The sequence below is a fragment of the Leclercia sp. UBA1284 genome (assembly GCF_002308415.1).
GTDB classification, from domain to species: domain Bacteria; phylum Pseudomonadota; class Gammaproteobacteria; order Enterobacterales; family Enterobacteriaceae; genus Enterobacter; species Enterobacter pneumoniae.
Genome location: NZ_DBUS01000006.1, coordinates 372,926 through 399,554 on the forward strand (window position 1 = coordinate 372,926; position 26,629 = coordinate 399,554).

General features: G+C 53.6%; 28 protein-coding genes. 5 read left to right on the forward strand and 23 right to left on the reverse strand.

Translation table 11 applies throughout. From position 1 onward, the window contains the following. The first annotated feature begins 253 nt into the window (after positions 1 to 253). Positions 254 to 829 (forward strand): lipid IV(A) palmitoyltransferase PagP, encoded by a 576-nt coding sequence (gene pagP, locus B3511_RS04960; protein WP_212476873.1) that lies wholly within the window; start codon positions 254 to 256, stop codon positions 827 to 829. 190 nt (positions 830 to 1,019) lie between these two features. Next, positions 1,020 to 1,229 carry a transcription antiterminator/RNA stability regulator CspE gene (gene cspE / locus B3511_RS04965; protein WP_002439184.1) on the forward strand — a complete coding sequence of 70 codons (210 nt, stop codon included), beginning with the start codon at positions 1,020 to 1,022 and terminating at the stop codon, positions 1,227 to 1,229. 219 nt (positions 1,230 to 1,448) lie between these two features. Here cspE and crcB read toward each other — a convergent pair whose 3' ends face one another. Further along, a complete protein-coding gene (gene crcB / locus B3511_RS04970) occupies positions 1,449 to 1,832 on the reverse strand; it encodes a fluoride efflux transporter CrcB (RefSeq protein ID WP_046884302.1) in 384 nt (127 codons plus the stop codon). A 66-nt stretch (positions 1,833 to 1,898) separates the two neighbouring features. On the opposite strand from crcB, the gene B3511_RS04975 reads away from it, so the two are divergent. Together B3511_RS04975 and tatE are read left to right on the forward strand one after the other, a co-directional pair. Then, entirely contained in the window at positions 1,899 to 2,687 is a 789-nt protein-coding gene (locus tag B3511_RS04975; protein WP_286777668.1) for a deaminated glutathione amidase, read from the forward strand. A 128-nt stretch (positions 2,688 to 2,815) separates the two neighbouring features. After that, positions 2,816 to 3,019: a twin-arginine translocase subunit TatE gene (gene tatE, locus B3511_RS04980; protein ID WP_040076588.1), complete on the forward strand. Its 204-nt coding sequence runs from the start codon at positions 2,816 to 2,818 to the stop codon at positions 3,017 to 3,019. A 74-nt stretch (positions 3,020 to 3,093) separates the two neighbouring features. Here the strand turns inward: tatE and lipA are convergent, their stop codons facing one another. The 14 genes from lipA to leuS all read right to left on the reverse strand — a co-directional run bounded on the left by lipA (position 3,094) and on the right by leuS (position 18,071). Then, the gene (gene lipA / locus B3511_RS04985) at positions 3,094 to 4,059 is read right to left on the reverse strand and encodes a lipoyl synthase (RefSeq protein WP_046884300.1); all 966 of its coding nucleotides are present in this window, start codon (positions 4,057 to 4,059) and stop codon (positions 3,094 to 3,096) included. A gap of 207 nt (positions 4,060 to 4,266) precedes the next feature. Continuing rightward, positions 4,267 to 5,220: a YbeF family transcriptional regulator gene (locus B3511_RS04990; protein ID WP_286777669.1), complete on the reverse strand. Its 954-nt coding sequence runs from the start codon at positions 5,218 to 5,220 to the stop codon at positions 4,267 to 4,269. 300 nt (positions 5,221 to 5,520) lie between these two features. Further along, positions 5,521 to 6,162: a lipoyl(octanoyl) transferase LipB gene (gene lipB, locus B3511_RS04995; protein ID WP_286777670.1), complete on the reverse strand. Its 642-nt coding sequence runs from the start codon at positions 6,160 to 6,162 to the stop codon at positions 5,521 to 5,523. Positions 6,163 to 6,254: 92 nt separating this feature from the next. Continuing rightward, the gene (gene ybeD, locus B3511_RS05000) at positions 6,255 to 6,518 is read right to left on the reverse strand and encodes a DUF493 family protein YbeD (protein WP_003858718.1); all 264 of its coding nucleotides are present in this window, start codon (positions 6,516 to 6,518) and stop codon (positions 6,255 to 6,257) included. 106 nt (positions 6,519 to 6,624) lie between these two features. Then, complete coding sequence (dacA, locus tag B3511_RS05005; RefSeq protein WP_046884298.1) at positions 6,625 to 7,836, reverse strand: D-alanyl-D-alanine carboxypeptidase DacA; 1,212 nt, start codon at positions 7,834 to 7,836, stop codon at positions 6,625 to 6,627. A 139-nt stretch (positions 7,837 to 7,975) separates the two neighbouring features. Next, the gene (rlpA, locus tag B3511_RS05010; RefSeq protein WP_286777671.1) at positions 7,976 to 9,106 is read right to left on the reverse strand and encodes an endolytic peptidoglycan transglycosylase RlpA; all 1,131 of its coding nucleotides are present in this window, start codon (positions 9,104 to 9,106) and stop codon (positions 7,976 to 7,978) included. 10 nt (positions 9,107 to 9,116) lie between these two features. Continuing rightward, positions 9,117 to 10,229 (reverse strand): peptidoglycan glycosyltransferase MrdB, encoded by a 1,113-nt coding sequence (gene mrdB / locus B3511_RS05015; RefSeq protein WP_032617027.1) that lies wholly within the window; start codon positions 10,227 to 10,229, stop codon positions 9,117 to 9,119. A gap of 2 nt (positions 10,230 to 10,231) precedes the next feature. Continuing rightward, positions 10,232 to 12,133, reverse strand: coding sequence for a peptidoglycan DD-transpeptidase MrdA (gene mrdA / locus B3511_RS05020; protein ID WP_046884296.1), 1,902 nt, complete (start codon positions 12,131 to 12,133; stop codon positions 10,232 to 10,234). A gap of 30 nt (positions 12,134 to 12,163) precedes the next feature. Further along, positions 12,164 to 12,631 carry a 23S rRNA (pseudouridine(1915)-N(3))-methyltransferase RlmH gene (gene rlmH / locus B3511_RS05025; RefSeq protein WP_040076580.1) on the reverse strand — a complete coding sequence of 156 codons (468 nt, stop codon included), beginning with the start codon at positions 12,629 to 12,631 and terminating at the stop codon, positions 12,164 to 12,166. Positions 12,632 to 12,633: 2 nt separating this feature from the next. Then, positions 12,634 to 12,951, reverse strand: coding sequence for a ribosome silencing factor (gene rsfS / locus B3511_RS05030; protein WP_040076579.1), 318 nt, complete (start codon positions 12,949 to 12,951; stop codon positions 12,634 to 12,636). 255 nt (positions 12,952 to 13,206) lie between these two features. After that, positions 13,207 to 13,875, reverse strand: coding sequence for a nicotinate-nucleotide adenylyltransferase (gene nadD, locus B3511_RS05035; protein ID WP_046884295.1), 669 nt, complete (start codon positions 13,873 to 13,875; stop codon positions 13,207 to 13,209). 1 nt (position 13,876) lies between these two features. Beyond that, on the reverse strand, positions 13,877 to 14,908 hold the full coding sequence (gene holA, locus B3511_RS05040; RefSeq protein WP_046884294.1) for a DNA polymerase III subunit delta: 1,032 nt from the start codon (positions 14,906 to 14,908) through the stop codon (positions 13,877 to 13,879). Beyond that, positions 14,908 to 15,474: an LPS assembly lipoprotein LptE gene (gene lptE / locus B3511_RS05045; protein ID WP_046884293.1), complete on the reverse strand. Its 567-nt coding sequence runs from the start codon at positions 15,472 to 15,474 to the stop codon at positions 14,908 to 14,910. Before lptE ends, holA begins: the two co-directional genes overlap by 1 nt. Positions 15,475 to 15,488: 14 nt before the next feature. Next, on the reverse strand, positions 15,489 to 18,071 hold the full coding sequence (gene leuS / locus B3511_RS05050; RefSeq protein WP_286777672.1) for a leucine--tRNA ligase: 2,583 nt from the start codon (positions 18,069 to 18,071) through the stop codon (positions 15,489 to 15,491). Between the two features lie 214 nt (positions 18,072 to 18,285). Here leuS and B3511_RS05055 point away from each other — a divergent pair, with 214 nt between their 5' ends. Beyond that, positions 18,286 to 18,768, forward strand: coding sequence for a zinc ribbon-containing protein (locus B3511_RS05055; RefSeq protein ID WP_040076574.1), 483 nt, complete (start codon positions 18,286 to 18,288; stop codon positions 18,766 to 18,768). 38 nt (positions 18,769 to 18,806) lie between these two features. Here the strand turns inward: B3511_RS05055 and B3511_RS05060 are convergent, their stop codons facing one another. The 8 genes from B3511_RS05060 to corC form a co-directional block, all read right to left on the reverse strand. Further along, positions 18,807 to 19,304 (reverse strand): POTRA domain-containing protein, encoded by a 498-nt coding sequence (locus B3511_RS05060; protein WP_207293222.1) that lies wholly within the window; start codon positions 19,302 to 19,304, stop codon positions 18,807 to 18,809. 184 nt (positions 19,305 to 19,488) lie between these two features. Further along, positions 19,489 to 20,427, reverse strand: coding sequence for a pyrimidine-specific ribonucleoside hydrolase RihA (rihA, locus tag B3511_RS05065; RefSeq protein ID WP_286777673.1), 939 nt, complete (start codon positions 20,425 to 20,427; stop codon positions 19,489 to 19,491). A 120-nt stretch (positions 20,428 to 20,547) separates the two neighbouring features. Beyond that, positions 20,548 to 21,273: an amino acid ABC transporter ATP-binding protein gene (locus tag B3511_RS05070; RefSeq protein WP_040076571.1), complete on the reverse strand. Its 726-nt coding sequence runs from the start codon at positions 21,271 to 21,273 to the stop codon at positions 20,548 to 20,550. Further along, positions 21,273 to 21,947 (reverse strand): glutamate/aspartate ABC transporter permease GltK, encoded by a 675-nt coding sequence (gene gltK, locus B3511_RS05075; RefSeq protein WP_046884289.1) that lies wholly within the window; start codon positions 21,945 to 21,947, stop codon positions 21,273 to 21,275. Before gltK ends, B3511_RS05070 begins: the two co-directional genes overlap by 1 nt. After that, positions 21,947 to 22,687: a glutamate/aspartate ABC transporter permease GltJ gene (gene gltJ / locus B3511_RS05080; protein WP_040076569.1), complete on the reverse strand. Its 741-nt coding sequence runs from the start codon at positions 22,685 to 22,687 to the stop codon at positions 21,947 to 21,949. The genes gltK and gltJ overlap by 1 nt, the downstream gene beginning before the upstream one ends. 155 nt (positions 22,688 to 22,842) lie before the next feature. Beyond that, positions 22,843 to 23,751: an amino acid ABC transporter substrate-binding protein gene (locus B3511_RS05085; protein ID WP_207293225.1), complete on the reverse strand. Its 909-nt coding sequence runs from the start codon at positions 23,749 to 23,751 to the stop codon at positions 22,843 to 22,845. A 391-nt stretch (positions 23,752 to 24,142) separates the two neighbouring features. After that, positions 24,143 to 25,681 (reverse strand): apolipoprotein N-acyltransferase, encoded by a 1,539-nt coding sequence (gene lnt / locus B3511_RS05090; protein WP_286777674.1) that lies wholly within the window; start codon positions 25,679 to 25,681, stop codon positions 24,143 to 24,145. 5 nt (positions 25,682 to 25,686) lie between these two features. After that, entirely contained in the window at positions 25,687 to 26,565 is an 879-nt protein-coding gene (gene corC / locus B3511_RS05095) for a CNNM family magnesium/cobalt transport protein CorC (protein WP_040076566.1), read from the reverse strand. Between the last annotated feature and the right edge of the window lie 64 nt (positions 26,566 to 26,629).

Below are 26,629 nucleotides of genomic sequence, written 5' to 3' on the forward strand. Positions count from 1 at the left end.
TATGCAGATAACATATTATTTTTTTAGCCTGTCATTAGCAGACTCAGCGTGGGAGTGGCGTACAGCGTGCCTTGCCACCTTTTAAGCCGTTTTTAGCTGTATGTAGAGGATTATTAGCGTAATGGACAGGGTTATCCAGGAGAAATCTTATTAGCAGTGATTAATAATTAAGAGTAGCGCTAATGTTGTTAAGGGTTCATTCAATTAAGCTATGCGAAGATAAGCGTTGAATACATAGCATGGTAATAGAATCGTGACAGTAATTAATAAATTTGCCCTGGTTTTTTTGTTTATTTTTGGTCAGCTTACACTCTCTTCCGCCGCGTTATCCGCTGAAAATGGAAGCGACAAAGGGTGGTTTTCAACGTTTAAGGATAACGTTGCGCAAACATGGAATGAACCCGAACATTATGACCTCTACGTACCGGCCATCACCTGGCATGCCCGTTTTGCCTATGATAAAGATAAGACCGACCGCTATAACGAGCGCCCATGGGGTGCAGGCTTTGGTCAGTCACGCTGGGATGAAAAAGGTAACTGGAACGGTATTTACCTGATGGCGTTTAAAGACTCTTACAACAAATGGGAGCCGATCGGGGGATATGGCTGGGAAAAGACCTGGCGACCGCTGGCAGATGACAATTTCCACGTCGGATTGGGCTATACCGCTGGCGTCACCGCACGTGATAACTGGAAGTACATCCCCGTACCTGTATTGCTACCCCTGGCTTCCGTGGGTTACGGTCCGGCAACCTTCCAGATGACCTATATACCCGGAACTTATAATAACGGTAACGTCTATTTTGCCTGGATGCGCTTCCAGTTTTAACTGAGATAACTTTACATTTTGGTGAAAAAACAGTCAGTCATTGAATCGCAAAGGATAAAAAGGAAGTGGCAAAGATTAACGCGACTTTTGTCACTTTTTATAAAATCTCCGCTGGACAAAACGTCTCACAATTGATGTACTGATACCCGACACAGCATTAGTGTCTTTTTTTCATGTAAAGGTAATTTTGATGTCTAAGATTAAAGGTAACGTTAAGTGGTTTAATGAGTCCAAAGGATTCGGTTTCATTACTCCGGAAGATGGCAGCAAAGACGTGTTCGTACACTTCTCTGCAATCCAGAGCAATGGTTTCAAAACTCTGGCTGAAGGTCAGCGCGTTGAGTTTGAAATCACTAACGGTGCCAAAGGCCCTTCTGCTGCTAACGTAATCGCTCTGTAATCCAGACGAGACAGCAAGAATTTCAAAACCCGCTCACTGAGCGGGTTTTTTTCGTTTCAGCTTAGCTAAACAGATATAAATTCAGAAAGCTGGCGACGATAAGCAAACTCAGCATTACCATCCCCGCGCACATCATGTTCTCTTTCATCCCGGCACCCCTTCTCACTAGTTGGGCTCAGGGTGCCAGAGAAAAATTAAGACAACATTAACGCGCGGTTTCTATTGCGCGTTTGCGCCAGAAAAAAGCCAGAATGCGATCGCGGTCATCATCAGCGACCCCAGCAGGTTTAACGCGATATTCAATAACGCCCACGAAACACGGCCTTCCTGCAGCAAAAAGACGACTTCCGCCGAAAATGTTGAAAAGGTTGTCAGGCCACCACAAAAGCCGGTGGTGATCAGAAGCTTCCAGACAGGGTCAATGTGCGTCATGCGGTTGAACCAGGCCAAACCCATACCAATAATAAACGCACCGATCAGGTTGGCGGCCAGCGTGCCCAGGGGAATGATCTGATGCAGTGGGTTGAAGCGCATGCTTAACAACCAACGCGCAACGCTGCCCGTTCCGCCGCCAATAAATACGGCTAAAAGTAGTTGAAACACGAACAATACCTGCTATTTGATGTGTAGAGGTTATGAGTGTAACGCCGTTTATGGCAGGGGGAAAATATGTATGTCGCGGTAGGGCAGTTTGCGGTAACGCCGGAATGGCAAAAAAATGCAGAAATCTGTGTATCGCTGATGGGGCAGGCCGCGGAGCAGGGGGCCTCGCTGCTGGTGTTACCCGAAGCGCTGCTAGCGCGTAACGATAACGACCCGGATCTCTCAGTGAAATCGGCTCAGCCGCTCGACGGCGGTTTTCTCACATTGCTACTGGCTGAGAGCGCACGCAATACTATGACAACCGTCTTGACGCTGCATGTGCCTTCCACTGCGGGCAGGGCGGTGAATACGCTGGTTGCATTGCGGAGCGGCAAAAGCGTTGAGCAGTACGCCAAACTGCATCTCTACGATGCGTTCAGTATTCAGGAGTCGAAGCTGGTGGATGCTGGCACGATCGTGCCGCCGCTTATCGAGATCGAGGGGATCCAGCTTGGGTTGATGACCTGTTACGATCTTCGTTTCCCGGAGATGGCGATCAATCTGGCGCTGGCGGGCGCACAGGTACTGGTACTCCCTGCGGCCTGGGTCCGGGGCCCCCTGAAGGAGCATCACTGGTCGACGTTGCTGGCGGCCCGTGCGCTGGATACGACCTGTTATGTCGTGGCGGCAGGCGAGTGTGGGAACAAAAATATCGGGCAAAGCCGTGTCATCGATCCGCTGGGCGTGACCGTTGCCGCTGCGGCGGAGGCACCTGCGCTGTTAATCGCTGAAATCAACCCACAACGTATCGCCTATGCCCGGCAACAATTACCGGTGTTACGTAACCGCCGTTTTGCGCCACCGCAATTATTATGACGTTTTTTTCAACAAGGCTTGATTCACCTTGTTACAGATTGCTATTGTGTCAGCGCGCCAAATGACCGTTAATAAACTCGGGTTTTAAGGGCGCATTACGCAGCCTGTTTCAAGTCAAGAAGGTATCTATGGGTGAGATTAGTATTACCAAACTGCTGGTGGTTGCCGCACTGGTGGTCCTGCTGTTTGGTACTAAAAAGTTACGCACGCTGGGCGGAGATCTGGGTGCAGCCATTAAAGGCTTCAAAAAAGCGATGAACGACGATGATGTAACGGCAAAGAAAACCGCCGATGCAGACATCACCGCTGAGAAGCTCTCTCACAAAGAGTAATAGGCTCGCGGTAAACAAAAAAACCGGCTCAGGCCGGTTTTTTTATGGGGGAAATGTAAGCGGGTGTGATCCGCTTATTTCACCTCTTCCCCTTTCGCCTGCATATCGGCGTGGTAAGAAGAGCGGACAAACGGACCACAGGCTGCATGGGTAAAGCCCATTGCCATGGCTTCAGCTTTCATTTCATCAAACTCTTCCGGGCTGACGTAGCGCTGAACCGGCAGGTGGTGACGGCTTGGCTGGAGATACTGGCCCAGCGTCAGCATGGTCACGCCGTGACGACGCAGGTCGCGCATCACTTCAATAATCTCTTCGTTAGTTTCGCCCAGACCCACCATCAGACCCGATTTCGTTGGGATATCTGGATGCGCCTCTTTAAAGCGCTCCAGCAGCTTCAGAGACCAGTTGTAGTCTGCACCAGGACGTACCTGACGATACAGGCGTGGCACGTTTTCAAGGTTGTGGTTAAACACGTCTGGCGGCGTCGCGTTCAGGATCTCCAGAGCGCGGTCCATACGGCCACGGAAGTCAGGCACCAGCGTTTCAATTTTGATGTTCGGACTTTTCTCGCGAATCGCGGTAATGCAGTCGGCAAAGTGCTGTGCACCGCCGTCACGCAGATCGTCGCGGTCAACGGAGGTGATAACCACATAGCGCAGCGCCATGTCGGCAATTGTCTGCCCCAGTTTCTGCGGCTCATTCGCATCCGGCGCGACAGGGCGGCCGTGGGCAACGTCACAGAACGGGCAACGACGGGTACAGATGGCACCCAGGATCATGAAGGTCGCTGTACCGTGGTTGAAACACTCGGCCAGGTTAGGACAAGAGGCCTCTTCACAAACGGAGTGAAGGCCGTTTTTACGCATCGCCGCTTTGATTCCCTGGATACGCGACGAGTCGGCCGGAAGTTTGATTTTCATCCATTCCGGTTTTCTTAACAGCGCTTCGCGCTCCGTAGCCACGTTTTTAACCGGGATAAGGGCCATTTTATCGGCATCGCGGTATTTAACACCGCGTTCCATCACAATGGGTTTACTCATAGCGTGCGTGTTCCAGTTGCGAAATTCGAGGGAAAGCGTTTCTATTCAAGGGAATGTTGCAATTATCAACTATATTTGAACGAACGACAGGCAGTATATCATTGATACGGACGATAAAGCAGCCTGAGCGGTCGCCAATTTGTAAAATAGTTGTTGGATTGTGCGATTTGACCTACCCGCGACAGGCGTCATGGGTAGTGTGATGACTCAAAACGTCTGACGGATCACGTTGATGACGTTTTCCAGTACCGGATCGCGCAGGCTCAGCTTGTTGTAATACAGCGATATCTCAGCCGTTTCTGCGTTGAGTTGTGCCAGAGGGATCTGCTCCAGCGGCCAGCAGTTGCGAAGCAGACTGAACATGCGCGTCGGCATGATACCAATCAAATCGCTGCTACCGATCAGGGCGGCAATCGTAAACATATTGTAACTACTAAAGCTCACCGGACGCTCCGGGAAGATCTCATTCACCCGCTGACGCAGGCCGTTCATACTTTGCCCTTCGGTAATTAGCAGCGTTTGCTCGTAATGGCGCAGATTTTCAATCGTGGCCGGCTGGCTCAGCGCCGGGTGATGCTTACGACACACCAATAACAAGGGGTCGGTAAACAGCACGGTATGGCTGAGCGCGCGTGCATTGAGCGTATTAGCATCAATAATCAGGTCGGTCTGAAATTGGGCAAGCTGGGCTTCCGCATCGGTAATCGGAATGTTGCGCAGCAGCAGTTGCGGTGCGTGAGTTTTAACGGCGTGGTAGATCTGTGGCATCAACAGTGCGCCGATGGAAGGCGTGGTACCGATGGTAATAGTACGCTGTTTGTCATAGCTGCCAGTCAGGTCCAGTGCCCCTAGGATCGACTCAAGCCCCTGACTAATATATTCGTGCAGATGCGTAGCATATGCGGTAGGCGTTACCCCCTGGCCTTTACGAATGAAAAGCGGATCGGGAAATATGGCGCGTAACTTCTGGATAGACTGGCTTATAGCTGACGGCGTGAGATTAAGAATTTTCGCAGCATTAACGATTCCTTTGTGGACATATACTGCTTCGAATATTGTCAATAAGTTGAGGTCAATATTGCGTAAAGTCCGAAAAATTTGCGGTTTCGCATCTCCGCTCGGCTCACTAAGGCGTTTTTCTGGACGATTATTATAATCCACGCTTTCGCTCCATTCTTGTTCGCAATATAAATAATAGTTGAAATTAAATATTATGCTTATTGTTCTGATTGAACAGTTTTGCCGTAGTTACTTGCTGTTAGGAATCAAACGGTTGCTTGACTGCTGCGCAGGTAGTGACTTGCCACTCGGATGGCCGTGCCGGCACAGGCTATTATTTAGCGCTTATTGGCAGGGGCTTTGCAGGCTTTTTGAAAATATAGAAACTCGTGTTTATTGTAAAGTCAAAATGCGGGGAAATAAGGATGGCCCGCCAAATAAGTGGGCCAAAAAGGAATAATTTTAAGCATCCATATATTCATGGGGTGGATAGTTTAGCAGTGCTAAAAAAGCATTAACTAAACGAGGGCGAACATTATCAATCGCTATATTATCGCTGAACTGACGCATTTGGGTCATTTCCATCCCTGCGTAACCGCATGGATTGATTCGATGGAAAGGCGAAAGATCCATATCGATATTCAGGGCCAGCCCGTGAAATGAACAGCCTTTGCGGATGCGTAAACCCAGTGAGCAAATTTTCATCTCGCCCACGTAGACGCCCGGTGCATCGGCACGTGGATGGGCTTCAATATCGAATTCCGCCAGCGTATTGACCACCGTCTCCTCAAGCAGTGTGACCAGCTCCCGCACGCCGAGCTTTCTGCGCTTCAGGTTAAGTAACACATACATTACCTGCTGGCCCGGGCCGTGGTAGGTGATCTGACCGCCGCGGTCGCTCTGGATCACTGGAATGTCACCCGGCATCAGCAGATGCTCGGCTTTACCTGCCTGGCCCTGGGTGAAGACGGGCGGATGTTCAACCAACCAGATTTCATCCAGGGTGTTTTCATCGCGGGTATCAGTGAATTCGTGCATAGCAAGGGAGACTGGTTCATAGGGCTGTAGCCCCAGATGGCGGACAAGAATTTTATCCTGATGCAAAACAACATCTCCGAAAACGAGAGGAAAAGTGTAGCGGGGAGTATATCACAGGGGGAAAACGGGTTACCCGGCAAACCGGGTAACCGAGAGGATTAGAGCACCATACGTACGATTTCGATGTTACCGAGCTCTTCGTACAGGGTTTCCACTTGCTCAATGTGCGTCGCGGTGATGGTGATTGAAACCGAGTGGTAGTTACCTTTGCTGCTCGGTTTGACCGACGGAGAATAGTCACCCGGCGCATGGCGCTGTACCACTTCCACCACCTGATCAACCAACTCAGGTTTCGCCAGACCCATTACTTTGTAAGTAAAAGGGGTAGGGAATTCAAGCAGTTCGTTAAGTTTGGTTTTCATGTCAGCTCCGGTATTGCATCAAAAAAAGAATAACTCCCACGCGGGTGGGAGTTATCAGGTTACATAGTATATGGGGACGGAAATCACACTTTCAAGTGTTCAGATTTCAACCAAACCAGTGGTGGAACATCAATTTAATGTAATCAATGATTTTGCCAAAGAAATTGCCTTCCGGAATTTCTTCCAGCACCACCAGCGGACGCTGATCGATGGTTTTGCCATCAAGCTGGAAATTGATGGTGCCGACAACCTGATTTTTCTGCAACGGTGCATGCAGCTCGCTGGAAGTCAGCACATAGCTGGCTTTCAAGTCTTTCATACGGCCACGGGGAATGGTGAGATAGAGATCTTTATCCACACCTAAAGAGGCGCGATCGTTGCTGCCAAACCAGACGGGCTCGGAAGCAAACTCTTTACCGGCTTTCAGCGGGTTCACGGTTTCGAAGAAACGGAAGCCCCAGGTCAGCAGTTTTTTGCTCTCAGTTTCGCGACCTTTATAAGTACGACCGCCCATTACGGCAGAGATCAAGCGCATCTGACCTTCGGTGGCGGAAGCAACCAGGTTATAGCCAGCTTTATCGGTATGGCCGGTTTTGATGCCGTCTACCTTCAGGCTGTTATCCCACAGCAGGCCGTTACGGTTCATCTGGCGGATGCCGTTAAAGGTGAACTCTTTCTCTTTGTAGATAGAGTATTCGTTCGGCACATCACGAATCAGCGCCTGACCAATCAGCGCCATATCCCGTGCGGAGCTGTACTGCCCCTCAGCATCCAGGCCGTGTACCGTCTGGAAATGGCTGTTCTTCAGGCCCAGCGCGTTCACATAGCTGTTCATCAGACCGACGAAGGCATCCTGGCTACCGGCAGCAAAATCGGCCATCGCCACGCAGGCGTCATTACCGGATTGCAGGTTAATGCCACGAATCAGCTGGGATACCGGAACCTGCATGCCTGGTTTCAGGAACATCAGAGACGAGCCTTTAAAGACCGGGTTGCCCGTCGCCCAGGCATCGTTACCGATGGTGACCAGATCCGTCTCTTTAAATTTACCTGCTTTCATCGCCTGACCGATGACATAGCTGGTCATCATTTTGGTCAGGCTGGCCGGATCACGGCGCGCGTCAGCGTTCTGTTCCGCCAGCACTTTGCCGGAGTTGTAGTCGATCAGGATATAAGATTCCGCGTCAATCTGCGGAACGCCAGGGATCATGGTCTTAATGTTAAGGTCATCGGCGTGAGCGGCAGACAGTGTGGCTGCGCAAAGTGCCGTGGTGAGCGCCATGCGCTGCACAAAACGAGCGGAGAAAGTGGTCTTCATGGTCAGAACAACGACGTCCGTGATGAAATTAAAAAAAGTGCCTTACTATAGCAAAAGCTATACAGGCAGGCATCCGACTTTCAGCGTGAGAGTGTTAACCACTCTGACAAAAACTGACAATTCGGACACCGCCGATTAATCATTTTGCAACAGCGATAAAGGACTGTAGTTGCGCTTCATTTTGTAAACGTTGTTGCAGCGCTGCGGCTTCACTCTTGCTGGCAAACGGGCCTAACTGAATACGCCAGACGGCGCCATTTTGTTCCAGACGACCCGGTACACCAAACTTCTGGCTGAGCCCCTGCTGATACTGCTGGGCGCGAGCCTGATCGCTGACTGCACCAACCTGTACGACAAAGTTACCCGCAGCAGCAGGGGAGGCGGCTACGGCACCCTGGGTAGCGCCTGGCGCCGTGACCGGTGCTGTGTTTTGCGGTGCCGTAACGGGTGCAGCCGTTTGCGGCGCTGCAACCGGCTGCGGTGCTGGCGGCTCGCTACCTTCCAGCACGCCAGAAGCCAGCGTGGTTGGCGCACCGAGGAAGCCACTGCTGCTGACTGGCGCGCCCATGCTGTCTTCACTTTTCAGCGTATCGTTGCTGATAGCACGTACATCACCCTGGGGAACCGCAGGCTCAGCCGGGGAGGAGACGCTACCCATTCCGCCGCTTAAATCGGGGCGAGCAGGCAGAGCGTAGGTCTGTTTAGCGACCGTAGTGCAGGCCATACCCGGACCTGAAAGCGAACCATCCTGCGCCACGATGATAGGATCGATACGCACTTTGGTATTGTTTGAGGTGTTCAGTCGGTCTGCCGCCGCGCGAGAGAGCGAAATAACGCGATCATTACCGTACGGGCCGCGATCGTTAATGCGCACCACAATCATCCGGCCATTGGCCAGGTTAGTGATACGGGCATAGCTCGGGATCGGCAGCGTTGGATGGGCGGCAGTAAGCTGCATAGGGTCGAACGCTTCGCCAGAAGCCGTCAGGTTACTGCCGGGCTCGGCATCATAAATCGCAGCCAGGCCAGCCTGACTGAAGCGCGAGACATCCTGCACAATTTTATAGCTTTTGCCGTCACGCTCGTAATCCTGATTGGCGGTAGCGCTCAGCGGTTCAAAACGTGGATCGGCACCACTAATCTCAACAATCGGACCATTACAGACCGCTGGCTGCGCGGGTGCGACGGTCGCTTGCTGCTGACCATCGTCACTTGTACAGGCTGCCAGTAAACTTACTGCGATGCAGATCCCAGGCCACTGCTTGCGCATTGCGCTCCCCTTATACGCTCTTCGACAACATTTTTCTGTGGGTATGGATCGACATGACGATACCAAACCCGGCCATCAGCACGATCAGTGCCGACCCTCCGTAACTTACCAGCGGCAGCGGTACGCCAACCACCGGCAGAATACCGCTCACCATACCAATATTTACGAAAACATAAACGAATAAAATCAACATCAAGCCACCGGCCATTACACGACCAAAGGTGGTTTGCGCCCGCGCCGCAATCCATAGCCCACGCATGATAAGCAGTAGATAAAGCGCCAGCAGGATTAAGATGCCAACCAGCCCCAGCTCTTCTGCCAGTACCGCAAAGATAAAGTCGGTATGACGTTCAGGTAAGAACTCCAGCTGCGACTGGGTACCATGGAGCCAACCCTTTCCTCGCAGGCCACCGGAACCAATAGCAATCTTCGACTGTATAATATGATAGCCCGCCCCCAGTGGATCGCTCTCTGGATCCAGCAGCATCATGACGCGTTGACGTTGATAGTCGTGCATCAGGAAGAACCACAGGATGGGAATAAAGGCTGCCACCAGCACCACCGCGATGCCAATCAGACGCCAGCTCAGGCCGGAAAGGAACAGTACAAACAGACCGGAAAGGGCGATAAGAATCGAGGTTCCCAGGTCAGGCTGTGCCGCCACCAGCAGGGTAGGCAGGAAGATCAGCACCAGTGCGATAGCCGTGTTCTTCAGTGAGGGGGGGCAGACGTCGCGGTTGATAAAGCGCGCCACCATCAGCGGCACCGCAATTTTTGCAATCTCTGAGGGCTGAAAACGCACTATCCCCAGATCAAGCCAACGCTGTGCACCCTTGGAAATGGCGCCAAACGCATCGACAGCGACCAGCAGAATGATACAAAAAATATAGAGATAGGGGGCCCAGCCTTCATAGACACGAGGCGGGATCTGCGCCATCACCACCATCACCACTAGGCCCATAGTGATCTGGCCGATCTTGCGCTCCGTCATACCCAGGTCCTGGCCGCTGGCGCTCCAGATAACCAGCGCGCTATAAACCAGCAGCGCCAGCAAAATCAGCAGCATGGCCGGATCGATATGGATTTTGTCCCACAGCGATTTTTTATTCGGATTATCCGTCACGATTATTGGTCCTCCGCGGCGGCGGTAGCCGGGTTTTCATTTGGCAATTCGGTGTTGTTATCACCCAGCATGATGTGATCGAGGATCTGGCGCATGATGGTACCAACCGCCGGGCCGGCGCCGCCGTTTTCCAGAATAATCGAGACGGCAACCTGCGGGTTGTCATAAGGGGCGAAGCCGATCATCAGTTTGTGGTCACGCAGACGTTCGGCAATTTTATGCGCGTTATAGGTTTCGTTAGCCTTAAGGCCGAAGACCTGCGCAGTACCGGATTTCGCCGCAATTTTATAAGGTGCGCCCGCAAAGTATTTATGCGCCGTACCGTTCGCACGGTTCGCAACGCCAAACATCCCGTCTTTGGCAATTTCCCAATAACCGGAATGAATATCGCCCACCGGCGGCTCGTGCGGCTGAATCCAGGGGACTTTCTTGCCATTTTCAACGGTGCTCATCAGCAGGTGCGGCACTTTTACCACCCCGTCGTTAATCAGCGTCATCAGCGCTTTGTTCATCTGGATCGGCGTAGCGGTCCAGTAACCCTGACCGATACCCACCGGTATGGTATCGCCCTGATACCAGGGTTTTTTGAAGCGTTTTAGCTTCCATTCGCGGGTTGGCATGTTACCGGAGCGTTCTTCCGAAAGATCGATACCGGTGTAGTGGCCATAGCCAAATTTCCCCATCCACTCCGACAGCCTATCGATACCCATGTCGTAAGCGACCTGATAGAAGAAGGTATCGGCAGACTCTTCAAGTGATTTGGTGACATTCAGATGACCGTGACCCCATTTTTTCCAGTCACGGTACCGCTTTTCAGAACCTGGCAGCTGCCACCAGCCGGGGTCAAAGAGGCTGGTGTTACGGGTGATCACCCCAGAACTGAGGGCAGAAACGGCCACATACGGCTTCACGGTGGACGCCGGCGGGTAGACGCCCTGGGTGGCGCGGTTAATTAGCGGGGTGTTCGGGTCGTTCAGCAGGCCGGAGTAATCCTTGCTGGAGATCCCATCCACAAAGAGGTTCGGATCATAGCTTGGCGTTGAGACCAGCGACAGAATGCTGCCGGTACGCGGGTCGGTAACAATCACCGCCGCACGGCTGCCAGCCAGCAGGGTTTCGATATATTGCTGCAGCTTCAGATCGAGGGTCAGGTAGATATCATGGCCTGCCTGCGGCGGCACCTCTTTTAACTGGCGAATGACGCGGCCACGGTTGTTAACTTCAACCTCTTCATAGCCCGTCTGGCCATGCAGCACGTCTTCATAGTAACGCTCAATCCCCAGCTTGCCGATATCATGGGTCGCCGCGTAGTTAGCGAGTTTGCCATCTTTATCCAGGCGTTCGACGTCTTTATCGTTAATTTTAGAGACGTAGCCGATAACGTGGGTCAGGGCCGAGCCATAAGGGTAGAAGCGGCGTTTATAGCCTTTCACCTCAACGCCCGGGAAACGGTACTGGTTTACAGCAAAGCGGGCGACCTGGACTTCGGTAAGGTTCGTTTTCACCGGAATGGAGGTAAAGCGGTGTGAGCGTGAGCGCTCTTTTTTAAAGGTCGCGATATCTTCGTCATTCAGGTCCACCACGCTGCGCAGGGCTTCCAGCGTCTGCTGAACATTATCGACCTTCTCAGGCATCATTTCGATTTGGTAGATCGTGCGGTTCAGCGCCAGCGGCGTGCCGTTACGATCGTAGATAATGCCGCGACTCGGCGCGATGGGAACCAGTTTGATACGGTTTTCGTTAGAACGCGTCTGGTAGTCGGTAAAACGGACGACCTGCAGATTATAGAGGTTGGCAATTAGCACGCCAGTAAGCAGCAAAATCCCCAAAAAGGCGACCAGCGCCCGACGCACAAACAGCGCGGACTCAGCCGAATAGTCGCGAAAAGAATTCTGTAGTTTCATCCGCTGCTTAATTTATCCAGAACGTAATCATTACTCACGGTGATAAGGATGGTTGGTTGTGATACTCCACGCGCGGTAGAGGCTCTCGGCAACCAGCACCCGCACCAGAGGGTGGGGAAGTGTCAGCGCGGAGAGAGACCAACTCTGTTCTGCTGCCGCTTTGCAGGCAGGGGATAACCCCTCCGGGCCGCCAATCAGCAGGCTGACGTCGCGACCATCCTGCTTCCAGCGTTCGAGCTCGTGCGCCAGTTGGGGCGTATCCCAGGGTTTCCCCGGAATATCGAGAGTGACGATGCGGTTTTTACCTGCTGCAGCCAGCATCATCTCACCCTCTTTATCCAGAATGCGTTTGATATCCGCGTTTTTGCCACGCTTACCCGCCGGAATTTCGACCAGTTCAAACGGCATATCCTTAGGAAAACGGCGCAGATATTCAGTGAAACCGGTTTGTACCCAGTCGGGCATTTTGGTGCCAACGGCGACCAGCTGCAGCTTCACCATTAACCCCAGAGCTTTTCCAGCTCATACAGGCGACGACTCTCTTCCTGCATGACGTGTACAATAACATCGCCTAAGTCAACAACGACCCAGTCAGCGGTCGCTTCGCCTTCCACGCCCAGCGGTAACATACCTGCCGCGCGAGACGCCTGAACCACATGGTCAGCAATAGACGCGACATGGCGCGTGGAGGTACCGGTGCAGATGATCATGCAGTCGGTGATGCTTGATTTGCCCTGAACGTCAATGGCAATGATGTCCTGACCTTTCAGGTCATCAATTTTGTCGATAACAAAATCCTGGAGTGCTTTACCCTGCAAGTGTTCCCCCTGGGGTGAGTGAGATTGAGCAACATTAAATTCGTAGCCAGACAGTATACCTGAACTGACGGCGGCGTCGGGACAATTGTCACCGGACGGGCGTTTGGAGGCGGGTATCATCCCACCCCCTGTCAGAGATTGCATCGCCATTTTTGTAAAACAGTTTTTGTAAAAGCATGCCTGGCATCGCCTGGCTGCGGAGGATATCAGCCTGGATGGGGCTGTCAATGGCGAGAGCGTGAATGGACGGCTTTTTCAGCCTTTCAGCGCGTCGTTGTCGGTTTTCTGGTACAGACCCTGCTGCTGAATGTAACGAAGTACCGCTTCGGGTAACATTTCTGCGCAGGATTGACCGTTCTGTAGGCGCTGACGAATCTGGGTGGCAGAGATATCAAACCACGGCGTTTCAGCCAGATAGATTTTACCGGCAGGCAAGGTATGCAGGTCGTCGACGTGGGGCGTCAGGTGCGCTTCCAGCCACTGCTGGTGCACCTCTTCTTTCATCGTTAAAGGATAGCCCGGGCGACGGCAGACAATAAGATGGCTGTTATTGAGGATGGTGTCGTACTGATACCAGGAGGGAAAGCTGAGTAACGAATCCTGCCCAATAATAAAGGCCAGCGGTGCGTCCGGGCCTTGCTCTTCTCGCCATGCCTGCAAGGTTTGCGCAGTCCAGGAGGGAGTATCCCGACGGAGCTCGCGCTCATCGAGGCGAAAAAGGGGTTTATCAGCAATCGCCAGCTCAAGCATAGTTTTACGCTGTTCGCTGGTCGCCTCCGGCTGAGGGCGATGAGGGGGCACATTGTTAGGCATGATGATAACCCGCTGCAGCCCAATCAGGTTTGCCAGTACCTCTACCGGCTTCAGGTGCCCATAGTGAACTGGGTCAAAAGTGCCGCCATACAGCGCCTGTAGCGTTTTCATATCAGCCTTCGATAAAAACATCAGCCAGTGCTTTATGGCACAGCAATAACGACAAGCTCTCCAGCTCTGACCATATCGACTGGCCGTAATCCTGTTTCAGCGTGAGTTCAGCGCGGGTCAACAGTTGCACGGCCTGGCGCAATTGCTCCGGGCTGAGGCGGTTCAGCGCCTCGGTGGTCATCCCCCGGCGGTTTTGCCAGACGCGGTGCTTATCGAACAGCGCGCGCAGCGGCGTGTGAGCTGACTGACGTTTCAGATTAACCAGCAGCAAGAGTTCGCGCTGCAGGGTTCTGAGTAGGATCACCGGCTCGCTGCCCTCAAGACGCAGCTGCTGCAAAATGTGCAGGGCACGTTTGCTTTTGGCGGCCAGCAGGGCATCTACCCAGTGAAACGGGGTAAAGTGAGCGGCATCGTTCACCGCCTGCTCCACGCGGGGCAGGGTCAGTTTGCCATCCGGCCAGAGCAGAGAAAGACGCTCCAGCGCCTGGGCGAGGGCCAGCAAATTCCCTTCGTAACAGTAACAGAGCAGCTGGTTGGCGGCATCGTCGAGCTGAAGGTTGTTCTGCCGGGCGCGGGCGGCCACCCATTTGGGTAGCTGCGCCTGTTCCGGTGTCTGGCAGGTGACCAGCACGGACTGGTTTGCTAACGCGGCGATCCAGGCGGCATTTTCTTGTGCTTTAGTGAGCTTATTGCCTCGCACTATCAGCAGCAGATCGCTGTGCAGCAGGCTTACCAACGTAGCGAGTTGCTCGTTGATGGCGGCGTTAGGGCCGTTTTCGGGTAGCTGGATCGACAACGTCTGTCGCGTGGCGAACAGGCTCATCGCCTGGCAAAGCGAAAAAATCTCCTGCCAGTCGGTGCTGTTATCCAGCGTAAAGCTATGGTGTTCGTCGAACCCCTGGGTCGCGGCTATCTGACGCACCGCGTCATGGCTCTCTTGTAACAGCAGCGGATCGTTTCCGAGTAACAGATACGCCGCGCGCAGCCCCTCTTTGAGCTGCGCGCGGAGTTGTTCAGGGTACAACCTGATCATCAGTTACCCAGCGTCGTGGAGACGCGAGGCGTGGTCGTAACGGGCGTCGCTTCTGCCGTCTCTTTTTTATCCGCAGCCTGGATACTCGGCAGCTTACGGATCAACTGTTCAGCCGCTTTGTCGTACATTTCGTTGACGATAATGGTGCGTTCAGCATCTTTTGCCAGAGCTGCCTGCGGGTTATCGAAGAACGAACGGTACACTTTAGTACTGATCGGATAGATATCATGGCCCGGAATCAGTACTGCTGCGCTCACCTGCATGACCATCTGGTATTCCGCGGTACGACCATCCTGGAAGATGGAAGCGGTATCCTGGCTCAGGGATGAGCGCAAGACACGGAACGATGGCACATCCTGACGCAGAGAACCTTTTTCGATCAGTTCAACGCCGTTAAGGCGCAATTGGTTACGGATGGCACGGCTAAGCGGGCCATTCGGATCCCCGGAATCGAAGATCATGGTTTTCATCTGATCCGGCACCGCGGTGGTATTACGCAGGTGCCAGCCACAGCCAGCGGTGACAAGCACCGCCAGAGATAACAGTAATGTTGCCAGTTGTCGCACGCTTCCTCCTGCGCTTAGCCAACGACCAGATTCAGCAGTTTACCGGGTACGTAGATCACTTTACGTACGGTAACGCCGTCAAGGTACTTCGCCACCAGAGGCTCCTGAGCTGCACGTTCACGTACCTGCTCTTCAGAAGCATCCACTGCCACGGTGATTTTGCCACGCACTTTGCCGTTAACCTGCACCACCACCAGCGTGGTGTTTTCAACCATGGCTGCCTCGTCGGCAACTGGCCACGGCGCGTTGTCGATATCGCCTTCGCCGTTGAGCTCTTTCCACAGGGTAAAGCTGGCGTGCGGGGTGAACGGGTTCAGCATACGAACAACAGCCAGCAGCGCTTCGCGCATGACGGCACGATCCTGCTCGCCCTCCTGCGGGGCTTTTGCCAGTTTGTTCATCAGTTCCATAATAGCCGCAATTGCGGTATTGAAGGTCTGACGGCGACCAATATCGTCCGTAACTTTGGCAATCGTTTTATGCACATCACGGCGCAGTGCCTGCTGATCTTCAGTCAGAGCGTCAACCTTAAGATCCGCGACGTCGCCCTGTGCAAGGTGTTCATAAACCAGTTTCCAGACGCGTTTCAGGAAGCGGTTAGCCCCTTCAACGCCGGATTCCTGCCACTCCAGCGTCATATCTGCCGGTGAAGCAAACATCATAAACAGACGCACGGTATCCGCGCCGTAACGCTCAACCATCACCTGCGGGTCGATGCCGTTGTTTTTCGACTTGGACATCTTGCTCATGCCGGTATAAACCAGTTCATGACCTGCGGCGTCTTTCGCCTTAACAATACGGCCTTTCTCGTCGCGCTCAACAATCGCATCTACCGGGGAAACCCAGTTACGCTCGCCGTTCGCGCCCACGTAGTAGAAGGCATCTGCCAGCACCATACCCTGACACAGCAGCTGTTTGGCTGGCTCGTCAGAGTTAACCAGGCCTGCGTCACGCATTAATTTGTGGAAGAAGCGGAAATAGAGCAGGTGCATGATGGCGTGTTCGATACCACCAATGTAGATATCGACCGGCAGCCAGTAGTTTGCTGCTTCGGAATCCAGCATGCCTTCCTGATACTGCGGGCAGGTATAGCGTGCGTAGTACCAGGAGGACTCCATAAAGGTGTCGAAGGTGTCAGTTTCACGCAGCGCAGGCTGACCGTTCACGGTGGTTTTTGCCCACTCCGGATCGGCTTTGATTGGGCTGGTGATACCGTCCATGACGACGTCTTCCGGCAGGATCACCGGCAGCTGGTCTTCTGGCGTTGGCATTACGGTGCCATCTTCCAGCGTCACCATAGGGATTGGCGCACCCCAGTAACGCTGACGGGAAACGCCCCAGTCGCGCAGACGGTAGTTCACTTTACGCTCGCCAACGCCCATGGCAGCCAGCTTGTCGGCGATAGCGTTAAAGCCCTCTTCGAAGCTCAGACCGCTGAATTCGCCGGAGTTGAACAGGGTGCCTTTTTCGGTCAGCGCCTGTTCGGACAGGTCAGGCTCAGCGCCATCTGCCGCCAGGATAACCGGCTTGATGGTCAGGCCGTATTTCTTAGCAAACTCGTAATCGCGCTGATCGTGGCCCGGAACCGCCATCACGGCGCCGGTGCCGTACTCCATCAGTACGAAGTTAGCTGCCCAGACCGGCACGGCTTCGCCCGTCAGCGGGTGGATAGCGTTGAAACCGGTCGCAACACCTTTTTTCTCCATGGTCGCCATGTCGGCTTCGGCCACTTTGGTGTTACGGCATTCATCAATGAAGGCAGCCAGCTCTGGATTGTTTTCGGCGGCTTTCTGCGCCAGCGGGTGCCCTGCGGCTACGGCCAGGTAGGTCGCACCCATAAAGGTGTCCGGACGCGTGGTGTAAACGGTCAGGGTCTGATCGTAGTTTTCTACGTTAAAGGTGATTTCCACCCCTTCAGAACGACCGATCCAGTTACGCTGCATGGTCTTCACGGTATCTGGCCAATGATCCAGATTATCCAGATCGTTCAGCAGCTCGTCAGCGTAAGCGGTAATTTTAATAAACCACTGCGGGATCTCTTTACGCTCAACTTTAGTGTCGCAGCGCCAGCAGCAGCCATCGATAACCTGTTCGTTCGCCAGTACGGTCTGGTCGTTCGGGCACCAGTTAACGGCAGAGGTCTTTTTATAGACCAGCCCTTTTTTGTAGAGCTCGGTGAAGAACTTCTGCTCCCAACGGTAATATTCCGGGGTACAGGTGGCCAGCTCGCGGCTCCAGTCATAGCCAAAGCCCAGCATTTTAAGCTGGTTTTTCATGTAAGCGATGTTGTCATAGGTCCACAGCGCAGGGGCCGTGTTGTTTTTCACCGCCGCCCCTTCAGCCGGCAGACCGAACGCATCCCAACCAATTGGCTGCAGCACGTTTTTGCCCAACATGCGTTGGTAGCGGGCGATCACATCACCGATTGTGTAGTTACGCACGTGGCCCATGTGTAGTCGACCAGAAGGATAGGGAAGCATCGACAGGCAGTAATACTTCTCTTTGCTCTCGTCTTCGGTGACTTCAAAGGTGCGCTTCTCGTCCCAGTGTTGCTGGACGTGGGATTCTATCTCTTCCGGGCGGTATTGCTCTTGCATGGCAGCCAGTGGTCCTGTGTTCAATACAGCTACAAATGTAGCCAATGTAAGTGGTATTCCAGATCCGCATAGCATAGCCCAAACGCCCGCGTCAAAACAGCCTTTAGCATAAAAGCGGCGGACATGAATTTACGCTATCTGTGGCAGAACTGACAAAGCGCTGAATAAATAAGGTCTATTATTAGAGACAGTTACTCACCCAGGAGGCAAAAAGATGAACAAGGTTGCTCAATTTTACCGTGAACTGGTCGCCACGTTGACTGAACGTCTGCGTAACGGCGAGCGCGATATCGATGCGTTGGTAGAGCAGGCGCGTCTGAGGGTAATCCAGACGGGGGAGTTAACGCGGACAGAGGTTGAAGAGCTGACCCGGGCTGTGCGCCGCGATTTAGAAGAGTTTGCCCGTAGCTATGAAGAGAGCCAGGGCGAGGTGGCAGACAGCGTATTTATGCGGGTAATTAAAGAGAGTCTCTGGCAAGAGCTGGCGGATATCACCGATAAAACGCAGCTCGAATGGCGCGAGGTGTTTCAGGATCTCAACCATCATGGGGTCTATCACAGCGGCGAAGTGGTGGGGCTGGGAAATCTGGTTTGCGAAAACTGCCACTACCATCTGGCGGTTTATACCCCGGATGTGTTGCCGGTCTGCCCGAAATGCGGTCACGATCAGTTCCAGCGCCGCCCCTTCGAGCCGTAACCGTTTTGTGAACGAGTGAGAGGGGACGTGACGTTCCCTCAGCCCTGAGTCGGCGCGCTGAATCTGCGGAATGAGAGCGATGTCTCGGGGGTGTCCCACACCAGAATGAGCTGCAGCACAGGAGAATCTGACGGCTGCGGTGGAATATCGATCAACGACGTAATATATCCCCTGGCAATAAGCGCATTCTGTAGCGTGCGTGAAAAGAGCCGTACCCCTTCAACCCCAAGACATTTATTGACGGCCTGCTGAATAATCCCGCCAAAGAGCGTATACGCCAGCTGTGGGTTATCCGTATCAAATGTTACGTGAGTAATTTTTCTGCACGTGGTCTCGTGGGGAAAAAGGATCCGGTTCGGGCGTCGCTGAGGAGGCGCTGGGGCATATTTAGGCCTGTCCCAGCTGAAAGTCTGCTTTCGGTTATGACTTTGTCCGTGGAGATCCGGGATGCTGTTGGCAACGCTGGCGTGAGCAAATTGACAACCAAATAAGAGAAACAGCAGGCCGGTGAACAGGCCATTGAAAATCATTGTCATGAAGCAACATCCATTTTGATTCATTCACTGAGGTATAACGACGATCGTCACATCGCAAGATCCCTTCTCGCGAGGTTATAGCTTTGTCGTAATGGTGAAACAAAGCAAATAATGTCTGATTTAAGAAGCGCTAATTATGTCGGGGACGAATCAGGGCCGGATTGACTAACCCGGCCGCGCAGGGTTATTGCTGATAAAAAGCCAGTCGTTCTGCCAGCAGATCGACAAACGCCTGACGATCAATATCCAGCATCACTTCAGTATTCGGTGCGTTGCCGCTGAGGAAGTAATAATCGACCACGGTCATGCCTTGCGTATATTTGCCCTGCGTCTCAACGCCGACCCAGCGTGTTACGGTAGTGAAGATCTCCGGCTTCAACAGCCAGGCGATGGTACAGGGGTCGTGCAACGGCGCTCCGTTAAAGCCCCATTTCTCGGTTTTATGATATTCCATAAAGAAGTCGAGAAGCTCGGCGACCGTGGTGGCGACGGGGTTGCCAATGCTGCGAAAACGTTCGATATCAGCGGCCATAATCTGCGCCCGATGAGTAACATCAAGGCCGGCCATCACCACCGGAATTCCGGACTGGAAGACAATTTCGGCCGCTTCAGGATCGACGAAAATGTTGAATTCCGCACTGGGCGTCCAGTTGCCCAGCGTCATCGCGCCGCCCATGATCACGATTTTCGCGATCCTGTCGTGCAATTCAGGGTGGCTGTTAAGCAGCAGCGCCACGTTAGTCTGCGGGCCTGTGGCAACCAGGGTGACGGGTTCGCTGCTTTCACGTAGCACCTTCGCCATCAGCTCAACTGCGGTGCAACTTTGTGGCGCAAAGCTGGGTTCCGGCAGCGCCGGGCCATCCAGTCCACTTTCGCCATGGACGTTGTCGGCAATAATCAACTCACGCATCAGCGGTTTTTGCGCGCCGCCGGCAACCGGAATATCGGTGCGCTGTAGCAGGGTGAGCATCCGCAAGACATTGCGCAGCGTTTTATCCGGGGTCTGGTTTCCGGCGGAAGAGGTCACCGCTTTGACATCCAGTTCGGGGGAGGCGAGGGCAAGAACAAGCGCTATCGCGTCATCATGACCCGGATCGCAGTCGAGGATTATTGGCTGTGCCATAGGACTCTCCATTTCTCAGTGTAGTTTTGTGACAAGGCTAACGCTTACGCCATGAGCAGACGAGAACAAGAGAGTAAAAGCGTGAGGAGGTGCGCAATCCTGCGATTGCGCACCCTGGGTTTAGTGCAGAATTTTGGCGAGGAAGTCTTTCGCGCGATCAGACTGTGGATTAGCAAAGAACTCTTCTTTGGCGGAGTCTTCGACAATCTTCCCTTCATCCATAAAGATGACGCGGTTAGCCACCTTGCGGGCAAAGCCCATTTCGTGGGTAACCACCATCATGGTCATGCCTTCGTTGGCCAGCTCAACCATTACGTCCAGCACCTCGTTGATCATCTCAGGGTCGAGCGCGGAAGTCGGTTCATCAAACAGCATAGCGACCGGATCCATGCACAGGGCGCGAGCAATGGCGACGCGCTGCTGCTGGCCGCCGGAAAGCTGCGCCGGGAATTTATCAGCATGCGCCGAAAGCCCAACGCGCTCCAGCAGCTTCAACCCTTTGTCACGAGCCGCCGCTTTATCGCGCTTGAGAACTTTCACCTGCGCCAGGGTCAGGTTCTCAATGATCGACAGGTGAGGGAACAGCTCAAAGTGCTGGAACACCATGCCCACCTTCGAACGCAGCTTCGCCAGATCGGTTTTCTTGCTATTTACCACGGTACCATTGACCGTGATCTCACCCTGTTGCACGGGTTCAAGGCCGTTCACCGTTTTGATAAGGGTGGATTTACCGGAACCCGATGGACCACAAACCACCACCACTTCGCCTTTCTTCACTTCCGTAGAGCAGTCGGTCAGCACCTGAAAGTGCCCATACCATTTAGAAACATTTTTCAGGGAAATCATTACACTGTCCTTTTCTTCAGCCAGCTGACCAACAGCGACGCGCTTAAACTAATGACAAAATAGACCGCACCTGCAAACAGGATCATCTCGACCTGCGTACCGTCACGCTCACCAATCGTGGAGGCGGTACGGAAGAAGTCCGCCAGACTGAGTACATACACCAGCGAGGTATCCTGGAAGAGAACGATACCCTGAGTGAGCAGCAACGGAACCATGGCGCGAAATGCCTGCGGCAGAATGATCAGTTTCATCGACTGCCAGTGGGTCATCCCTAACGCCAATGCCGCACTGGACTGCCCGCGTGAAATACTCTGGATCCCGGCGCGGATAATCTCGGAGTAGTAGGCCGCTTCAAACATCGAGAAGGCCACCATCGCCGAGATCAGGCGAATATCGGACTTCGGCGAAAGCCCCAGAACATCCTGCAAGAATCCAGGAACGATCAGATAAAACCACAGCAGCACCATCACCAGCGGAATGGAGCGGAACACGTTTACGTATGCAGTCGCGAACCAGGCGACTGGCTTAAAGCTCGACAGACGCATGACTGCCAGCAGGGTGCCCCAGATAATCCCGACGATCACCGCCGTGATGGTAATCTTCAGGGTAATGACCAGGCCGTCCAGCAGGTAGGGCATGGAGGGAACAATAGAACTCCAGTCAAACTCGTACATTATTTGCCCCCCAGGTTGCCCGGCAGGCGTACTTTACGTTCGACCAGGTTCATCACCAGCATGATGATGGCGTTAATCAGTACATAGGCCAGCGTAATCGCGGTGAAGGATTCCCAGGCGTGCGCGGAGTAATCCAGCAGTTTCCCGGCCTGTGCCGCCATATCCACCAGACCAATGGTTGAGGCGATGGCCGAGTTTTTCACCAGGTTCATCATCTCCGAGGTCATCGGTGGAACAATCACCCGATAGGCATTCGGCAGCAGTACGTAGCGGTACGCTTGCGGCAACGTTAGCCCCATCGCCAGCGCGGCGTTTTTCTGCCCACGGGGCAGCGACTGAATGGCGGCGCGTACCTGCTCGCACACGCGCGCAGCGGTAAACAGCCCCAGACAGAGCATCGAGGAGACAAAGAACTGAATGTTAGGATCCAGTTCCGCCTTGAACCACATGCCGATATCTTCCGGCAGCAGTTCTGGCACCACCAGGTACCAGGTAAAGAACTGAACGATTAATGGGACATTTCGGAACAGCTCCACGTAGAGCGTGCCGATTGATGAGAGAAAGCGATTCGGTACGGTGCGTAAAATACCGAACAGGGAGCCGACGAAGAAAGCGATGATCCAGGCCGTAATCGACAACGCGACGGTAACCTGAAAGCCGCTCCACAGCCAGCCAAGATAGGTGGTGTTGCCGAACGGGGCTTGTTGCAGAAAAATGCCCCAGTTCCAGTCTATTGACATAATAAACTCCAGAAAAAAAAGGGTAGCAGCGCTACCCTCGAAGATTGGTGAGAAGCTCATTTTTCGCGCTGAGTGGGGAACGACCACTCAACGTATAGTCTGTCCATGCTTCCCGACAATCGAGAGGGCAGGAGATCCCGCCCCTGTTGTTCTAATTAGTTAAGAGCCTTGTCGTTTGGTGATTTGAACAGTGCTTTCATGTCGTCAGACAGTTCAAAGTTCATATTCAGATTTTTTGGTGGGATAGGGTTCTTGAACCACTTATCGAACCATTTTTCCGCTTCGCCGGACGTCTGCACCTGAGCGATGGTGTCATCGATCAGTTTCTTAAAGTCCGCGTCATCTTTGCGTAGCATACAGCCGTAGGCCTCTTTCGACTGCGCCGTGCCGACGATTTCCCAGTTGTCTGGTTTCTTCGCCTTCGCACGTTCGCCCGCCAGCAGGGCATCATCCATCATGAACGCCACCGCGCGGCCGCTCTCCAGCGTACGGAAAGAGTCGCCATGGTCTTTGGCGCTGATGATACGCATATCCATTTTTTTCTCGTCGTTCAGCTTGTGCAGCAGAACTTCGGACGTGGTACCGGACGTCACGACAACCGCTTTACCTTTCAGGTCAGCGAAGTCTTTAATCTCACCGCCTTTTTTGGTCAGCAGGCGTGTACCTACGACAAAAATAGTGTCAGAGAAGGCGGCTTGTTTCTGGCGCTCCAGGTTGTTGGTGGTGGACCCACACTCAAAGTCGAAAGTCCCGTTCTGCAGCAGCGGAATACGGTTCTGGGAGGTGATTGGAATCAGCTTCACCGCCAGGTCAGGCTTGTTCAGCTTCTTCTTCACCGCTTCAACGATGGCGTTGGAATAGTCCTGTGAGTAACCCACGACTTTTTGCGTGTTGTCGTAGTATGAGAACGGGACAGAGGATTCACGGTGGCCGACCACGATGACGCCGTTTTTGGCAATCTTGTCGAGCGTGCTGCCCGCTGCCGGCGCAGCGTCTTCAGCGTGCACCACGCCTGCGGACATTCCCATCACCAGCATTGCTGTGGCCAGTTTACGTAATTGCATACCCAACTCCTTTCTTATCAGCGCCAGAGACGCATTGATACCCATTGTGATGTTGTTATATCTCGCGCTATGCGAGTGCAGTGTTATGCAAGATTGTTAACATTTAGTCTGGCTTAATGTAAAGATTTTGCTGCGTTATTGTTTATTTTTGCGAAGCGCGCCGCACCATTCAGAGGCAAAAATCCCTCGTTGCACCGTTTCGGTGCTACCGCTGAACTACGGTGGTGCGACCAGGTTGTACATCAAGCCAGATTGCGTTTGCTTGAATAAACAAAGCAATAGCCGTGCCAGAATTGGCAGGTTTACGGTCAGAGAGATAAATAGCGAAGACTAGGGGAGAAAGGGGGGCGGAAACAGCCTCTCTCCCCGGTGAGGAGAGAGGCCTTTAGGCTTACTTACGACGCTGACGCAAGCTCATCAGCACCGCACCAAAGCCAAACAGGGCGGTGATAATCCATACTGGCCAGTTGCCGGTACGCGCATATGGCGTCAAGCCCGTCGTTGGCGTAACGCTGGCGGTCAGCACCTGGCGGGTAAACTGCGGGATCATCGCCTGAATCTCGCCCTGCGGGCCAATAACAGCGGTGATGCCATTGTTGGTGCTACGCAGAAGCGGGCGGGCCAGTTCCAGCGAGCGCATGCGCGCCATCTGGAAGTGCTGCCACGGGCCGATAGACTTACCGAACCACGCATCGTTTGAGATAGTCAGCAGATAATCCGTATTTGCACGGAAATTATCCCGCACCTGTTCGCCCAGGATGATTTCGTAGCAGATGGCAGGGGTCAGCAACATGCCGTGCGCATTCAGCTGAGGCTGCACGTACGGGCCACGGCTGAATGATGACATCGGCAGATCGAAGAACGGTGCCAGCGGCCGCAAAATTGACTCCAGCGGCACGAACTCACCAAACGGCACCAGATGGTTCTTGTTGTAGCGGTTGGCCGATTCGTAGTTGTAGGCGTTATCTTTGCCCAGCGTGATGATGGTGTTATAGGTGTCGTAGCGGTTCTGTTTATTCAGTCGCGCATCGACGATACCGGTGATCAGGGTGCTGTTATGCTCGCGCATCAGGTCATCGACCCGGCGCAGGAACTGCTGCTGATTAATCTCCAGATCGGGGATGGCAGATTCCGGCCAGATGATCAGCTGCGATTTGCCCATCTCTGGCTCAGAGGCCTCGAGATAAATCTTGAGGGTATTAAGCAGCTGGTTTTCATCCCATTTCAGTGCCTGGGGAATATCACCCTGCACCATAGAGACCTGCATGGTGCGCTCGGGTTCCGGGGTGAACCACTGAATAAAACGTAGCGGGAAGGGGAGTGCGAATAGCACCACGGCGGCAACCAGCGGGCGCCAGTTGCGCTGCACTAGCGCCAGCACCAGCAGGCCGCTTACTACCATCAGCAGGAAGTTGATGGCCTCAACGCCCATCACCGGTGCCAGCCCCTTTAACGGGCCGTCAATCTGGCTATAGCCAAACTGCAGCCATGGGAAGCCCGTCAGCACCCAGCCGCGTAAGAACTCGGTCAGTTGCCAGACGACCGGTGCCGCAATCGCCACGCGCCATACGTTGGCCTTTGGCCACAGGCGCGCCAGCACCCCGGCAAACAGGCCGGTATAGAGCGACAAATACGCGGCCAGCAACACAACCAGGAAAACGTTGACCGGGCCAGGCATGCCGCCAAAGGTGGCGATACTGACATATACCCAGTTTATACCGGTGCCAAATAGCCCCATGCCCCAGGCGTAGCCAATGGCTGCGGCCTGTACCGGACGTCGGTTCAGGGTAAGCCCCTGTAGCCCCATCAAAGAGAGCAGGGCCGCGGGCCAGATGTCATAAGGAGAAAAAGCCAGCGTTCCGCTGGCTCCGAAAATTAGCGCCAGCAGCAGACGTACGCGCTGGCGTTCAAGCAATGGGGCAAATGCCATTTAAATCATTCTTCCATTGTGGGTTGCGGAGCATCGTCCGGCATTCTGACATGAACCTGAATAATACGACGACTGTCGGCCATGGCGACCTTAAACTGGTAACCGTCTATTTCAACCGTCTCACCGCGAGCCGGGAGATGGCCAAACGCCTGCATCACCAGACCGCCGATGGTATCCACCTCTTCATCACTGAAACGCGTGCCGAAGGTATCGTTAAAGTCTTCGATTGGCGCCAGCGCGCGGACGGTCCAGGTGTGGCGGCTCAGCTGACGGAAATCGATATCCTCTTCTTCGTCATATTCGTCTTCGATTTCGCCGACGATAAGCTCCAGAATATCTTCAATGGTCACCAGGCCAGACACGCCGCCAAATTCATCGATAACAATCGCCATGTGGTAACGCTGAGAGCGGAACTCTTTCAGCATGCGGTCAACCCGCTTACTCTCCGGAACAACCACCGCCTGACGTAACACTTTATCCATGCTAAAGGCTTCGGCATCGCTGCGCATAAACGGCAGCAGATCTTTCGCCATCAAAATCCCTTCGATGTGATCTTTGTCCTCGCTGATGACCGGGAAGCGCGAGTGTGCCGATTCGATGATCACATCGAGGCACTCGTCCAGAGGCTGGTTGCGTTTCAGGGTAATCATCTGCGAGCGGGGGATCATAATATCGCGAACGCGCTGGTCGGCGATGTCCATTACCCCTTCGAGCATTTCGCGCGTATCTTCGTCGATAAGGTCGTTCTGCCCGGAATCACGGATCAGCTCCAGAAGTTCATCACGGTTTTTGGGTTCGCCGTGGAACAGCTGGCTCAGAATAAGGGAGAAAAATCCCTTTTTGCTGTTTGTCGTGTCGCTACTGTGTGAATTGTCGTCGCTCATGGCGTTTGTTAAGGGTTCTCTTGTTAGTTAAATAATAACCGCCGCGCTATCTCCTTACGCGGCG